The sequence below is a fragment of the Luteimonas galliterrae genome, from assembly GCF_023374055.1.
GTDB lineage: Bacteria > Pseudomonadota > Gammaproteobacteria > Xanthomonadales > Xanthomonadaceae > Luteimonas_C > Luteimonas_C galliterrae.
Genome location: NZ_JAMBEP010000001.1, coordinates 1,807,201 through 1,821,606, shown reverse-complemented (window position 1 = coordinate 1,821,606; position 14,406 = coordinate 1,807,201). Strand labels below are relative to the sequence as shown.

Annotated in this window: 13 protein-coding genes; 12 read left to right on the top strand and 1 reads right to left on the bottom strand. The window is 63.3% G+C overall.

The features are described from left to right. The first annotated feature begins 20 nt into the window (after window positions 1-20). Window positions 21-683: a maleylacetoacetate isomerase gene (gene maiA / locus M2650_RS08370; protein ID WP_249473234.1), complete on the top strand. Its 663-nt coding sequence runs from the start codon at window positions 21-23 to the stop codon at window positions 681-683. Window positions 684-757: 74 nt separating this feature from the next. On the opposite strand, the gene M2650_RS08365 is transcribed toward maiA, so the two are convergent. Continuing rightward, a complete protein-coding gene (locus tag M2650_RS08365; RefSeq protein WP_249473233.1) occupies window positions 758-1,885 on the bottom strand; it encodes a PilT/PilU family type 4a pilus ATPase in 1,128 nt (375 codons plus the stop codon). A gap of 103 nt (window positions 1,886-1,988) precedes the next feature. Between M2650_RS08365 and M2650_RS08360 the strand changes: the two genes are divergently transcribed. The 11 genes from M2650_RS08360 to M2650_RS08310 all read left to right on the top strand — a co-directional run bounded on the left by M2650_RS08360 (window position 1,989) and on the right by M2650_RS08310 (window position 14,406). Beyond that, window positions 1,989-2,378, top strand: coding sequence for a DUF4398 domain-containing protein (locus M2650_RS08360; RefSeq protein ID WP_345779857.1), 390 nt, complete (start codon window positions 1,989-1,991; stop codon window positions 2,376-2,378). Beyond that, window positions 2,375-3,016 carry a hypothetical protein gene (locus M2650_RS08355; protein ID WP_425602512.1) on the top strand — a complete coding sequence of 214 codons (642 nt, stop codon included), beginning with the start codon at window positions 2,375-2,377 and terminating at the stop codon, window positions 3,014-3,016. The genes M2650_RS08360 and M2650_RS08355 overlap by 4 nt, the downstream gene beginning before the upstream one ends. A 1,338-nt stretch (window positions 3,017-4,354) precedes the next feature. Further along, the gene (locus M2650_RS08350; protein ID WP_249473231.1) at window positions 4,355-4,573 is read left to right on the top strand and encodes an HP1242/YdcH family protein; all 219 of its coding nucleotides are present in this window, start codon (window positions 4,355-4,357) and stop codon (window positions 4,571-4,573) included. 243 nt (window positions 4,574-4,816) lie between these two features. Further along, window positions 4,817-6,190, top strand: coding sequence for a pyridoxal-phosphate dependent enzyme (locus tag M2650_RS08345; RefSeq protein ID WP_249473230.1), 1,374 nt, complete (start codon window positions 4,817-4,819; stop codon window positions 6,188-6,190). Window positions 6,191-6,250: 60 nt separating this feature from the next. Further along, window positions 6,251-7,438 (top strand): cystathionine gamma-synthase, encoded by a 1,188-nt coding sequence (locus M2650_RS08340; RefSeq protein WP_249473229.1) that lies wholly within the window; start codon window positions 6,251-6,253, stop codon window positions 7,436-7,438. A 12-nt stretch (window positions 7,439-7,450) separates the two neighbouring features. Then, window positions 7,451-8,242 (top strand): ABC transporter permease, encoded by a 792-nt coding sequence (locus tag M2650_RS08335; RefSeq protein WP_249473228.1) that lies wholly within the window; start codon window positions 7,451-7,453, stop codon window positions 8,240-8,242. After that, window positions 8,239-9,528: an ABC transporter ATP-binding protein gene (locus M2650_RS08330; protein WP_249473227.1), complete on the top strand. Its 1,290-nt coding sequence runs from the start codon at window positions 8,239-8,241 to the stop codon at window positions 9,526-9,528. The genes M2650_RS08335 and M2650_RS08330 overlap by 4 nt, the downstream gene beginning before the upstream one ends. Then, complete coding sequence (locus tag M2650_RS08325) at window positions 9,509-10,960, top strand: glycosyltransferase family 4 protein (protein ID WP_249473226.1); 1,452 nt, start codon at window positions 9,509-9,511, stop codon at window positions 10,958-10,960. The genes M2650_RS08330 and M2650_RS08325 overlap by 20 nt, the downstream gene beginning before the upstream one ends. A gap of 73 nt (window positions 10,961-11,033) precedes the next feature. Continuing rightward, on the top strand, window positions 11,034-12,497 hold the full coding sequence (locus M2650_RS08320; RefSeq protein WP_249473225.1) for a methyltransferase domain-containing protein: 1,464 nt from the start codon (window positions 11,034-11,036) through the stop codon (window positions 12,495-12,497). Between the two features lie 32 nt (window positions 12,498-12,529). Next, window positions 12,530-13,432: a GDP-mannose 4,6-dehydratase gene (locus M2650_RS08315; RefSeq protein WP_249473224.1), complete on the top strand. Its 903-nt coding sequence runs from the start codon at window positions 12,530-12,532 to the stop codon at window positions 13,430-13,432. Beyond that, complete coding sequence (locus M2650_RS08310; RefSeq protein ID WP_249473223.1) at window positions 13,429-14,406, top strand: GDP-mannose 4,6-dehydratase; 978 nt, start codon at window positions 13,429-13,431, stop codon at window positions 14,404-14,406. Before M2650_RS08315 ends, M2650_RS08310 begins: the two co-directional genes overlap by 4 nt.

Below are 14,406 nucleotides of genomic sequence, written 5' to 3'. Positions count from 1 at the left end.
GACCGTCAGGGGAACGGCCGATGGGCGAACAATTGCTGCTGTATTCGTATTGGCGTTCGAGCGCGGCGTACCGCGTGCGGATCGGGCTCAACCTGAAAGGGCTGTCCTACGAGATCGTACCGGTACACCTGTTGCGCGACGGCGGCGAGCAGCACACCGAGCGATACCGGCAAGCCAATCCGCAGGGGCTGGTACCGGTGCTGCAGCATGGGCAGCGCATGTTCCGGCAGTCGCTGGCCATCCTCGAATACGTCGACGAGATCTGGCCCGAGCCCGCGCTGATGCCGGCCACCGCGCGCGGCCGGCAACGCGTGCGCGCGCTGTCGCAACTGGTCGCTTGCGATATTCACCCGCTCAACAACCTGCGCGTCATGCGCTATTTCGAGAACACCTGGCACGTGCCGCAGCCCGAGCGCGACGAATGGACGCGGCACTGGATCGTAGAAGGCTTCAGTGCGTTCGAGGCGATGCTGGTCGATCACCCGTCGACCGGCCCGTTCTGCGAAGGCACGACGCCGACGATGGCCGATTGCTGCCTGATCCCGCAGGTCTATAACGCGCGACGCTTCGGCGTGGATCTGGATGCCTTCCCCAGCATCGTGCGGATCGAGCAGGCCTGCCTGGCCTTGCCCGCGTTCGACGACGCGCGGCCCGAGCGGCAGCCGGATGCGCCTACGACGTAGCCCGGGTAAGCGCAGCGCACCCGGGAATCACGTCGCGGCTTGGCCCCGGGTGCGCTGCGCTTACCCGGGCTGCGTCAATGTTCGTAGCCGCCTTGCGAAGAAGCGTTGAACACTTCGGCATAAGGATCGTGCGCGTCCTTGCTGCCTTCGGACAGGCGGAATTTGAGCATCAGGCCGTCGCGCGAGTCGGCCGCGCGCAGCGCTTCCTCCATCTCGATCTTGCCTTCCTTGTACAGCCGGTACAGGCACTGGTCGAAGGTTTCCATGCCTTCCTCCAGCGATTCCTCCATCGCCTGCTTGATCTCGTGCACCTGGCCGCGCCGCATCAGGTCGCGGATCATCGGCGTATTGATCAGGATCTCGGCCGCCGGCAGGCGCAGCCCGTCGACGCCGACCACCAGGCGCTGCGACACCACCGCCTTCAGGTTCAGCGCCAGGTTCATCAGGATGTTCTTGTGCGCGCTTTCCGGGAAGAAGTTGAGGATGCGCTCCAGGGTCTGGTCGGCGTTGTTGGAGTGCAACGTGGCCAGGCAGATGTGGCCGGTCTCGGCGAACGCGATCGCCGCTTCCATCGTGGTCGCGTCCAGGATCTCGCCGATCAGGATCACGTCCGGCGCTTCGCGCATCGCGTTCTTCAGCGCGCTATGGAAGTTGTGCGTATCCAGGCCGACTTCGCGCTGGTTGACGATCGACTTCTTGTGCCGGTGCAGGTATTCGATCGGATCCTCGATGGTGAGGATGTGGCCCGAGGTGCTGCTGTTGCGGTGGTCGATCATCGACGCCAGCGTCGTCGACTTGCCCGAACCGGTCGAGCCGACGATCAGCACCAGCCCGCGCGGGGCCATGATGATGTCCTTCAGCACCTGCGGCAGCTGCAGCTCCTCGATGCTGGGGATCACGCTGCGGATCGAGCGGATCACCATGCCGATCTCGCCGCGCTGCTTGAACACGTTGACGCGGAAGCGGCCGGTGTCGACCAGGGCCAGCGCCATGTTCAGCTCCAGGTCGCGCTCGAAGCTGGCGATCTGGCCGTCGTCCATCAGCGAATAGGCGATCTTCTTGACCATGCCGGCCGGCAGGCCGCTGTTGCCCAACGGATAAAGCTTGCCCTCGATCTTGATGTAGATCGGCGCGCCGGAGGTCAGGAACATGTCCGACGCGTTCTTTTCCGTCATCAGCTTCAGGAAATAGCCGATGTCCATACGTGAATCCCCATTAACGGTGATGCGCCGGCCGATCCATTTGCATGCGCGCCACGGGCTGCAGACAATGGGCCGGCGTCACCCCTATGCGCCGGACCGCCCAATGACGATTAGCTTCGCACATATCCAACGTATTCGTGCCGCCCTGGCGGCAACCGTGATCGGTTGCGCGTTAGCGGCCTGCGCCAGCCTGCCGCCGCCGACCGGCGAGCTCCAGGGCGCGCAGCAGGCGGTTTCGCGCGCGGACCAGGCCGACGCCGACCAGCACGCGCCGGACCTGATCGCCGCGGCGCGTTCGGAGCTCAGCCGTGCCCAGGACGCCATGGCGCGCGGCGACGAGGACATGGCGCGTCGTTTCGCGCTGTCCGCGGCGGCCGACGCCGACCTGGCCCATGCCCGCAGCCGCGAAGCGGCGCAGAACAACGAGCTGGCGCAGCGCCGCGCCGAGATCGCCGAATTGAGAAACCGGTTGCAAATGGGGGACGGCCAATGACATTCGCTTTCGCCTGGCGTCGCCCGATGTTCGCCCTGGCCGCGGCCGGCATGCTCGCTTTCGCCGCCGCCGTGCCCGCCGCGGACGATCCCAATGTCGTGCGTCTATCGCAGCGCCTGTCGCAGATCGACAACGATCTGAGCTTGGCCGGTATGGCTTCGTACGAGCGCCTGCAGGCACGCCAAGCCATCGAGCGTCTGGCTGCGGCGCGCAGCCGCGATCGCGAAAATGCTTTGTACGTGGCCGAGCGCCGCGTCGAAACCGCCGAGATCGCCGCACGCACCGAGCAGGGCCGCCGCGAGATCGAACGCCTGGAGCGCGACCGCAGCGATTTGCTGGTGGAAGCCAGCCGCCGCGATGCGGAGCGCGCGCGCCAGGAAGCGGAGCGTTTGCGCGTGCAGGCGCAGATCCAAGCCGAGGAAACCGAGCGTTTGCGGATGGCCGCCGAACAGGAAGCCGCGGCCAGGCAGCAGGCCGAAGGCGTGCTCGACGATGTCGCCGGCGCCCAGGCGGCCAAGCTGCGCGCCGCGCGCCAACGCCAGGCCGAACTCGCTCGCCGCGAGGCCGAGCTGATGGGCACCGGTGAGGGGAATGCTTCGCAAAGCAACAAGCCGAAGCAGAAACCCAAGAAGCCTTGATGCGAGGCGTGAAATCGCCCGTTCTGTCTTAAGCCGTCATCCCAGCGAACGCTGGGACCCATCTGCTCTTGCCCTTGCCCCTAAGCCGTCATCCCGGCGAAGGCCGGGATCCAGGCCCGCGTCCTCGCCGGTCGCGCTGCGACTCGCGCCATGGACAAAGGCTTCCGGCTGCGCCGGGTCACTTTCTTTGCTGGCCCAAAGAAAGTAACCAAAGAAAAGGCCTGAACTGCGGTGCGATGCGTCGCATCTGAAAGTCCGTCAGCGACTTGGCTTTCGTCGCAGGTGACCTTCTTACGCAGGTACTAGATTTTGATTCGCAGCCTATGGGTGACGTGGCTTTTGCGGAGTTGCGCTAAGGAGGCGTTCGGTCGATCGCTTCGAATCCAAATATCGAAGCGACGGAGGAATCCCGAGCGCTAGCGAACGGTGGCCAAGAACATGGAGTAGCCCTCGCCGGGATCCCTTCCAAAGGCCCTTTTTCTTTGGTTACTGTTCTTTTTGGGCCCCTCAAAAAGAAAGCATGCCCTGAGCTTGCCGAAGGGTCACTCGGCCGCGGTTTTAGCGGACGAAACCCCGGCCTGAAAGGCCGGCAGGTCGCCATAAACCCCAAGCAAGGGCAGCGGAGCAAGCTCCGCTCTACAGAGCCAAAGCAAATCTCCCTCGGTCCCTCTTTTCAATGAGGGGAGACATGTCTAAAGAGGGGAGACAAGCCAAGGCGCTGGGTTACTCGCTTCGCTCGCCCTCCGGGCCATCTGCTGACGCAGAGGTTCGCTACGGTCTTTGGCCTCCGCAGTCCCGTTCGCGGGCATGAAGCAAGAGCGGGGGCTCGCTCTGAAGCAAATGGTAGAGTCGCAATGCGAATTTGCGGCACTTTTGCACCATGTCGCGCACTAAAAAATTTGTTTTATATCAATAGTTTGTAGTTCATATTCGGCAGAATTGCGCTACTTCGCGAGCCGCCGGACCGGGGCCGCAGGTTCAGCTTGAAACCGTTTTCTGCTCAGCTAAATCAAGGACTTGCGACATACGCTTGAAGCCCGGAAATCGGAGGAGTAGGGTCGAATCACCGGGCGGCCTCCACCGTCCGGGCAGAGCCAGACCGATGATCCACGCCCCCGATTCGCAGGAGCTCGCCACCGTCAGCCAGGTGGTCGCGGGCGCCCCGTTGGGACGCGCCCGTCACTCCGGCCTGGCCGTTTCGCTCCCCATCGACGCCCCGTGCCTCATCGGCCGGGGCGTTGCTGTATGCGGATCCTTGCGCTACAGCCCGGCCATCTCCGGGTCGCGTCCGGGGCCAAGCCTTGGCCGGAGCATTCATTGAGTCCAAAGGAGGCATCCATGTTCGAAGGGCAATCGCAAACCGAGATCGACGCCATGATGAAAGCCAACCCGGAATTCCGGCAGCTTTATCAGCGCCATAAGGATCTCGACAAGCGGGTACTCGATGCGGAACTGGGCGTGCTGCCGATCGACGACAACACGCTTGCGCAGATGAAGCGCGAAAAGCTCGCCGCCAAGGATCGCCTGACGCGTCTGTACGAAGACCAGCACCACTGAGTTCAACCGCCGCGGGCGGCGACGGCCTCCTCGTCGGCCGTCGCCGCCCGCGCTACAGGCGGTGCGATTGTGGGAGCGGCTTCAGCCGCGAGCTTTTCCCTCCAGTTCGCGAGAGGTTGATCGAAAGAGCTCGCGGCTGAAGCCGCTCCCACAAAAGCCGCTCACACGAATGCGGGCCCTACAAAGCCCGCTCCATCCAGCGGATAATCCCGGCTCCGCACAGGCGCCGGTCCGAAACTCCGCATGAGCAGCATCCATTCTTCCGTCCTGGAACTGATCGGCGAGACCCCGATCGTCAAAGCGCAGCGTTTGGACACTGGCGTCTGCGAACTGTTCTTCAAGCTGGAAAGCGCCAACCCCGGCGGTTCGATCAAGGACCGCATCGGCATGAGCATGATCGAGGCCGCCGAACGCCGCGGCGGCATCAAGCCCGGCGACACGCTGGTCGAGGGCACCGCCGGCAACACCGGCATCGGCCTGGCCCTGGTCGCGCAGCAGAAGGGGTACAAGCTGATCCTCGTGGTGCCGGACAAGATGAGCCGCGAGAAGATCTTCAACCTGAAGGCGATGGGCGCCGAAGTGCGGCTGACCCGTTCGGACGTGGCCAAAGGCCATCCCGACTACTACCAGGACCTGGCCGAACGCATCGCCCGCGAAACGCCCGGCGCCTACTTCATCAACCAGTTCGGCAACCCCGATAACCCGGCCGCGCACGAGCACGGCACTGGCCCGGAAATATTGCGGCAGATGGGCGGCGACCTGGACGCGATCGTGTTCGGCTGCGGCAGCTCCGGCACGATGAGCGGCCTGTCGCGCTGCTTCGCGCAGCAATCGCCGCATACCGAATTGATCCTGGCCGACCCGGTCGGTTCGATCCTGGCCGAATACATCAACGACGGCACGCTCAGCGAAAAATCCGCCAGCTGGATGGTGGAAGGCATCGGCGAGGATTTCCTGCCGCCGATCTCCGACTTCACCCGCGTCAAGAAGGCTTACGCGATCACCGACCAGGAGAGCTTCCTGACCGCGCGCGAATTGTTGGCGAAAGAAGGCATTCTCGGCGGTTCGTCCACCGGCACGCTGCTGGCCGCGGCGCTCAAATATTGCCGCGAACAGACCCAGCCCAAACGCGTGCTGGTGTTCGTCTGCGACACCGGCAACAAGTACCTGTCGAAGATGTACAACGATTACTGGATGCTCGACAACGGTTTCCTGGCGCGACAGCCGAAAGGCGACCTGAGCGACCTGATCCTGCGCCCCTATTCGCAGCGCGACACGGTGGTGGTGGGGCCCAACGACCTGCTGGTGACCGCCTACCAGCGCATGAAGCTGTACGACGTGTCGCAACTGCCGGTGATGGAGGACGACGCCCTGGTCGGTATCGTCGACGAGAGCGACGTGCTGCTGCACGTGTACGGCGACGAAGCCCGTTTCCGCGACCCGGTATCGACCGCCATGGTTTCCAAGCTGAACAAGCTGGACGTCAAGTCGCCGATCGAATCCCTGCTGCCCGTTTTCGATGCAGGCCAGGTGGCCATCGTCACCGAGGCCGGCAAATTCATTGGGCTGATCACCCGGATCGACCTGCTGAACTACCTGCGCCGCCGGGTCCAATAGGCAGGTCGGGTCAAATGGCCCGGATGTTAGAATCCGGGCAGCGATTCAAGGAAAAACAACGTGAACGAACCTAACGGCGGCGCCTCCCCCGGCGCGCCCCGGCCGCGGCTGGGCACGCTGGCGATCCATGGCGGCCAGGCTCCGGATCCCAGCACCGGCGCGGTCATGCCGCCGATCTACGCCACCAGCACCTATGCCCAGGCCAGCCCTGGGGTGCACCAGGGTTTCGAGTACTCCCGCACCCACAATCCCACCCGTTTCGCCTATGAGCGCTGCATAGCGGCGCTGGAAGGCGGCAGCCGGGGTTTCGCCTTCGCTTCGGGCATGGCCGCCACGTCCACCGTGCTGGAGCTGCTGGACAGCGGCAGCCATGTGGTGGCGATGGACGACCTCTACGGCGGCAGCTTCCGCCTGTTCGAGCGCGTCCGCCGCCGCTCGGCCGGCCTGGATTTCAGCTTCGTCGACCTGACCGACCCGGCGGCGTTCGAAGCCGCCATCCGGCCGGATACCCGCATGGTCTGGGTCGAGACGCCGACCAACCCGATGCTGAAGATCGTCGACTTGGCCGCGGTCTCGGCGATCGCGAAGAAGCGCGGCCTGCTGATGGTGGTCGACAACACCTTCGCCTCGCCGATCCTGCAGCGCCCGCTCGAGCACGGCGCGGACATCGTCGTGCACTCGGCCACCAAATACCTCAACGGCCACTCCGACATGGTCGGCGGCATCGCCGTGGTCGGCCAGAACGCCGAGCTCGCCGAGCAGATGGCCTTCCTGCAGAACTCGATCGGCGCGGTGCAGGGTCCGTTCGACAGCTTCCTCGCGTTACGCGGCCTGAAGACCTTGCATCTGCGCATGCGCGCGCACTGCGACAACGCGCAAGCCCTGGCCGAATGGCTGAGCGGCCATCCGGCGATCGCGAACGTGATCTACCCGGGATTGCCGTCCCATCCGCAGCATGCGTTGGCCAAGCGCCAGATGGACGGCTTCGGCGGCATCATTTCGATCGCCATGAAAGGCGGCTTCGACGCGGCCAAGCGCCTGTGCGAACGCACGCAGCTGTTCACGCTGGCCGAATCGCTGGGCGGCGTGGAAAGCCTGGTCAATCATCCTGCGGTGATGACGCATGCTTCGATTCCGCCGGACCGTCGCGCAGCGCTGGGCATCGCCGACGATCTGGTGCGATTGAGCGTAGGCGTGGAAAACGTCTCGGATCTGCGTGCTGATCTGACGCATGCGCTTGAATCCTGAGCCGGAGCGTCGATGTCAGCCCTGATCAAAGCAGCATGGCAATATCGCGGGTTCATCGTTTCCTCGGTTGCCAACGAGTTCAAGTCCAGGCTGGCGCGCAGCCGGTTCGGAACCGCCTGGATCGTCCTGCAGCCGCTGGCGCAGGTGCTGATCTTCGCGACCGTGTTATCCAATGTGCTGGCGGCGCGATTGCAGGGCGTCGACAACAAGTACGCGTACGCGGTTTATTTGATGTCCGGGATCCTGTGCTGGTCGTTGTTCGCCGAGATCGTGCAGCGTTGCGTCACGATCTTCATCGATAATGGCTCTCTGCTTAAAAAGATCCAGTTTCCGCGCATCGCGCTTCCGCTGGTGGTGCTGGGGTCGACGATGGTCAGCAACTTAGCCCTGCTCGCAGTGGTGCTGTTGATCATGCCGGTGCTCGGCATCCTGCCCAATGTCCATTTTGTATGGCTGCCAGTACTGATGGTGCTGACCATGGGCTTAGCGCTGGGCATCGGATTGCTATTGGGGACGCTCAACGCCTTTGCGCGCGATATCGGGCAGGTGGTTGCCGTAGCCCTTCAATTTTGGTTCTGGATCACCCCGATCGTCTATCCGGCCAACATCGTTCCCGAGGGCTTCAGGGCGACCTTGGCGTGGAATCCCGTAGCGCCGCTCGTGGCGGGCTATCACGACGTGATCGTCTATGGCAGGGCGCCGACAATGCAATTGTGGAGCGTTGCGGCGGTTACGGTGGTCGTGCTGTTCGCCGCCTTGTTCGTGTTCCGTCGCGCGGCGCCAGAAATGGTTGATGTGCTGTGAGCGCGCCTGTCCTGAACCTGGAGAACGTAGGCAAAGCCTATGTCGACTATGGCAGCGAACTACGCCGCTTCGCACGTTGGTTCGGGGCGCCGATGCAGCCTGTGACGGAGCGCTGGGTGTTGCGCCATGTGACTTTCCGCGTAGGCCACGGCGAGTCAGTAGGCATCGTCGGCCAGAACGGCGCCGGCAAGAGCACACTCCTGAAGATGATTACGGGGACGACGCGGCCGTCCGAAGGACGCATTGCGCTAGGCGGACAAGTGTCTGCATTGCTCGAGCTGGGGCTGGGTTTCAATCCCGAACTCACCGGGCGCGAGAACGTCGTCCATTCGGCCGGACTCATGGGAGTTCCGCAAGGACGGATCAGGCAAATCCTGCCGTCGATCGAGGACTTCGCCGAGATAGGCGAGTACTTCGACCAGCCGATGCGCACTTATTCCAGCGGCATGCAGATGCGCGTGGCCTTCAGTGTGGCTACCGCCGTGCGCCCGCAGGTGCTGATCGTCGATGAGGCGTTGTCGGTGGGCGACACTTACTTCATACACAAATGCTATCAGAGGATCCGAGAATTCCGCGAAGCGGGCACTACCTTGTTGATCGTTTCTCACGATGCGACCGCCATCCAAAGCTTGTGCGATCGCGCCTTGCTGCTGGATAGCGGCAGCGTCGCACTGGATGGTGAACCCCAGCAAGTGCTCGACTATTACAACGCGCTGATAGCGGAAAAGGAAAACCGCACGATGAAGACCGACCGGGTCGTCGACGGTCGGATCGCCATGGAGTCCGGAACCGGCGAGGCCGTGGTGCAAGCACTCGACCTGCTCGACGAAGGCGGCTCGCCCGTCGAATACGTGGGCGTCGGGCATCAGGTGTCGCTGCGCGCCAAGATCAAAGTCCATTCGCCGATCGATCGCCTCGTATTCGGCTATATGATCCGCGACAGGTTAGGCCAGCCGGTCTACGGCACCAATACCCACCACACCGATCAAGCTTGTTCGGATTTGATGGAAGGCGACGAGGTGCAGATCATCGCCTCCTTTCCGATGAACGTAGGGCCGGGCAGCTACTCGATATCCGTCGCGCTTTCCAGTACTGAAACCCACTTGGTCAAAAACTACCAATGGCGCGATCTTGCCTTGGTGTTCAATGTCGCCAATCTGGACCATCCGCAATTCACCGGCACCGCGTGGATTCAACCGCGCATCGAAGTGCTAACTTCAGGCCGCCGGCCGCCAGCAGACTCGCCGGCGACGGAGCATGAGCCCCATGTCCGCCTCGCACGATGAAGCGTCCCAGCGCGAGGCTTGGCGACTGTGGGTCGCCCTGACCGAACAGAAAGCGCGCTGCGCCGAACTCGAGCAGGCTGCAGCGCGGCTGCACTCCAGCAGGAGCTGGAGGTTTACACAGCCATTGCGCGCCGCAAACGCGACGTTGAGCCGACTGCTGGCCCGGCGCGGCGAAGCAACACAGCCTGCGCTCTGGCCGGCAGAGACGACGCATACGGCGGACCCGCCGATACGCCCGCAAAATCTGCATGGTTGGCTTGCGCCGGTGCTTTCGCCGATGGCAGGTCCGGGACCGCGCTGGCTTGTGGACGTTACCGAGCTGTCCAGGCAAGACTTGGGCGCAGGCGTCGAACGCGTCACTCGACGGTTGCTAACCGAGTTGCTGATGTCGCCGCCGGCCACGCACCGCATCGAGCCCGTTCGATTGACGGCCGACGGACGCTATTGCCTCGCGCGTCGTTTTCTCGCTTCGTTCGCCGGTTTGCGGCCCGGTGCGTTGGGTCGCGATTTGCCGGTCGATCCGATGCCTGGAGACGTGCTAATTGGGCTGGATTTTTGCCGCGATCACGCGCCGGTACTTGCCAAGTCGCTACAGCTGTTGCGAGATGCATCGGTTCCGGTCTGCCTGTTCGTCCACGACGTGCTTCCTGTGGCCCACCCGGAATGGTTTCCCGAGCCGGTAGTCCAGTCGTTCGCCGGCTGGCTCGAGGTCTTTGAGGCCCATGCCGATTTCGCGATTTGTAATACCAACAGCACCGCGTGCCAACTCGAGAACACGCTTGCGGCGATGGGGCTGTCGTTGCCGCGAGGCGGCATATCGTCCATCCCGTTAGGCTCGGATTTGCCGCCTGTTCCGGGCTCGTCGCCACTGCCTCTCCTTCGGCCGGGCACGGTGCGGGTGCTGACGGTCGGCACCGTGGAGCCGCGCAAGGCGCATTGGCAAATATTGCAAGCGTTCGAAAAGCTCTGGAACGAAGGATTACCTTTCGAATGGGTGATCGCCGGCCGACAGGGATGGATGGTCGATGACCTGGCTACCCGACTTCGCGGGCACACCGAGATCGGCCGCCGACTGTACTGGCTGGAAGGGCCGGACGACGGAACGCTGCAAGCGCTTTATGAGGAAAGCGACATGCTGCTGCTTGCTTCTCGGGGAGAAGGGTTTGGTTTGCCGATCGCCGAAGCGGGCAGGTTGGGGGTGCCATTGTTGTTGCGTGATATTCCGGTCTTCCGCGAGGTGGCCGGCGATGCGGCTGCGTATTTTTCCGGGGACGAAGGCGCCGATATCGCCGCGGCGTTACTGCGCTGGCCGCAGCAGGCCGAGAATCGGCGATCACGTGCGAAGGGAAGCTGGCCGACCTGGGAAGCGAGCGCCTGCGCCCTGAAATCGGAGGTCGCGAGGATGTTACGATCACTGGCTGCGTTGCCCTGAAAAATAGGCGCCATGACGGATGGGCTGCACCATCCGAGGATGCTGACGCCTGACGATGGATACGGAAAGAACGATGCAACACGAACGCGCTCAAGCGGAAAGGGTGAATGCTTCTCCGACGGCAGCTCTGCCTGTGGATGAAATCATGCGCCGAGTGCGCGCCGAGATCGTACAACGCGGCGGCATAGCGTTCCCCGATGAGGCGGGGACGGCCGGAGAAGCCGGCGATCCGCTGTGGTGGCGTCCTGCAGCTGATCGCTTGCCGGAAAAGCGCGAGTACGCGCTTGCCGATTTGCTTGCGTTTTCCGACGCGGACTTCGTCGTTACGGCTTATCGTGTGGTGCTGTTCAGGTCGCCTGACGAGGAAGGCTTCCGGCACTTTTTGTCGCAGCTCCGGCTCGGCAATCTTTCCAAAGTCGAAGTGCTGGGGGCTCTGCGCTGGTCGGCGGAAGGCAGGGCCCGAGGCGTGCATATCGACGGATTGCTTGCGCCGTACGTTATGCGCCAATGGCGGCGTAAACGCGTCATCGGACCCCTCATCGGCTGGCTGCATGCCTTTGCCCGCTTGGGAAGCCTTCCGGACCGGTTGGCCGGGGCGGAGTCTGCCCAAGCCCGGGAATTGCAGCAGCTAGGCCGGCAGCTCAACCACATGGGGGCGCAACTGGACAAAAGGCTCGCCGCGATCGAACCGAGTTTCGCAGAAATGCAGGAATTGCAGCAGCTAGGCCGTCAGCTCAACCACATGGGGGCGCAACTGGACAAAAGGCTCGCGGCGATCGAACCGAACTTCACAGAAATGCAGGCATGGCTTTCCGCGATGCGCGAACATGAGCGACGCAGCGCAGACGCCGCCAAGGCGCTGCATCCTCTCTACGCGGCTTTTGAAGATCGCTTCCGCGGCCCGCAGTCGCTGGTTCGCGCTCGGATCGAGCCCTACCTGGAGTGGCTGCGCGAGGCGGACGCGGGCACGCCGGATGCGCCGGTGCTGGATTTGGGCTGTGGCCGCGGCGAATGGCTCGCGCTTCTGCGCGACCATGGCATGGTGGGACGCGGCATCGACCTCAATCGCGTTTTCATCGACATGTGCCGCGTTCAGGGATTGGATGTCGCAGAGGCGGACGCTATCGATAGCCTGAAGGCGATGCCGGCCGGCTCGGTCGGCGCCGTGACGTCCATGCATCTGGTCGAGCATCTGCCGTTCGAGCGCATGATCGAAATGCTGGACCATATCCACAGGGTGCTTCGGCCCGGAGGCATCGTGCTGCTGGAGACGCCGAATCCTGAGAATCTCTCCGTGGGTTCGTGCAATTTCTACATGGACCCCACGCATCGCAATCCGTTGCCGCCTGAGATGCTGCGCTGGATCGTGGAGGCGCGCGGGTTCGCCGCCGCGCGCATTGAGCGCCTGACCCACGAACGCGATCTCGGTGCGCCACCGTTGCTGTCTGAAAGTATTCCCGGAGCCACGTCAGTCAATGTATTGTTGGCGTCGCTAAGCGCGGCTCCGGACTACGCCATCCTAGCGCGGCGGCCTTGATCATGGCATCCCCAGGACGAAACGTTGGCCGCATGCTCGTGACCGGCGCGCACGGCTTCGTCGGCGGTCACGTAGCGGCCGCGGTGCGCGCAGGCGTGTACGGGTCCGATGCGCAATTCTTAGCCGCGCCCGAAGGCTTGGACATCCGAGACGAGGCGGGTCTGGCCGCATTGATCGAGGAATCCAAACCGGATTCTGTGTTGCACCTGGCCGCACAGAGTTTCGTGCCGCGCTCGTTCGAAAATCCCCGCGAGACGTTCGAGATCAACGCCATCGGCACGCTTAATCTTCTGGTGGCACTGAAGCGGTCGGGATTCGCCGGCCGCTTCGTATATGCCAGCTCTGGCGACGTGTATGGCAGGGTGCCGGAATCGGAATTGCCCGTGAGCGAATCGCGGATTCCGGAACCGCTCAGCCCGTACGCCGCGAGCAAGATCGCGGCCGAACAGCTGTGCTTGCAGTGGCATCGCAGCGAGGGGTGGGACGCGATCGTCGCCAGGCCATTCAATCATATCGGTCCGGGACAGGACGCCCGCTTCGTGGTTCCGGCTCTGGCGCGGCAGGTCGTGGCGATTGCCAGCGGGAAGCGGCCTCCTGTCGTCGACGCCGGCGACATCGACACGACCCGCGACTTCACCGATGTGCGGGACATCGCGGCGGCGTACGCAAGCATCCTGCGGCATGGTCGGCCGGGCCGAATCTATGTCGTTGGTTCAGGGCAAGAAAGGAAGGTACGCGACCTGCTCTGGACGATGTGCGAATTGGCAGGCATAAAAGCAGAGGTCCGCCAGGATCCGGCGAAGCTCAGGCCGACCGAGCAGCGCCGCATGGCCGCCGACGCATCGCTGCTCCGGGAAGACACCGGCTGGTCGCCGTCTATTACAATCGAAACGACTCTGTCAGACATACTCAAGTACACCAGGACGCATCCATGAGCAACAGCAAAGCCGCTCTCATCACCGGGGTCACGGGCCAAGACGGCGCCTATCTTTCGAAGCTATTGCTTTCGAAGGGCTACGACGTCTTCGGCCTGCTTGCCAGGCGCAGCACCGACACGATGTGGAGGCTCCGTGAGCTCGGCATTGAAGACGATGTCAGGATGCTCGACGGCGATCTGACCGACTTGCCGTCGTTGATCCGCGCGATGCAGCTTTCCAAGGCGAACGAAGTCTACAACCTGGGCGCGCAGAGCTTCGTCGGAACGTCATGGCAACAGCCCGTTCTGACCGCACAGGTCAACGGCATAGGCGCTCTCAACGTGCTTGAGGCGGTGCGCATCGTCAACCCAGAAGCTCGCCACTATCAAGCTTCCACCAGCGAGATGTTCGGCGCAATCCAGGCCGAGAGGCAGGACGAGAAGACGCCGCTCTATCCGAGGAGTCCGTACGGCGTGGCCAAGCTGATGGCGCATTGGGCCACGGTGAATTATCGGGAGAGCTTCGGTATGCATGCCTCCAGCGGGATATTGTTCAATCACGAATCGCCGTTGCGCGGCATCGAGTTCGTGACCCGCAAGGTCAGCGACGGCGTCGCGAGGATCAAGCTTGGCCTGCAGAAGGAGCTGCGATTGGGCAACATCGATGCGAAGCGCGACTGGGGGTTTGCGGGAGACTACGTGGAGGCGATGTGGCTGATGCTGCAGCAGCCGCAGGCCGACGATTACGTGGTGGCCACCGGCCAGACGACCACCGTGCGAGACATGTGCAAGATCGCATTCGCTCACGCGGGATTGACGATGGAAGATCATCTGGTCATCGACCCGAAATACTTCCGTCCTGCGGAAGTGGATATCCTGCTGGGCAACCCCGCCAAGGCGATGGCCAAGCTCGGCTGGAAGCCCAAGACTCCGCTCGAAGATCTGGTGTCCATGATGGTGGACGCCGACCTGCAGCGCCTTTCCAGCAGGTAA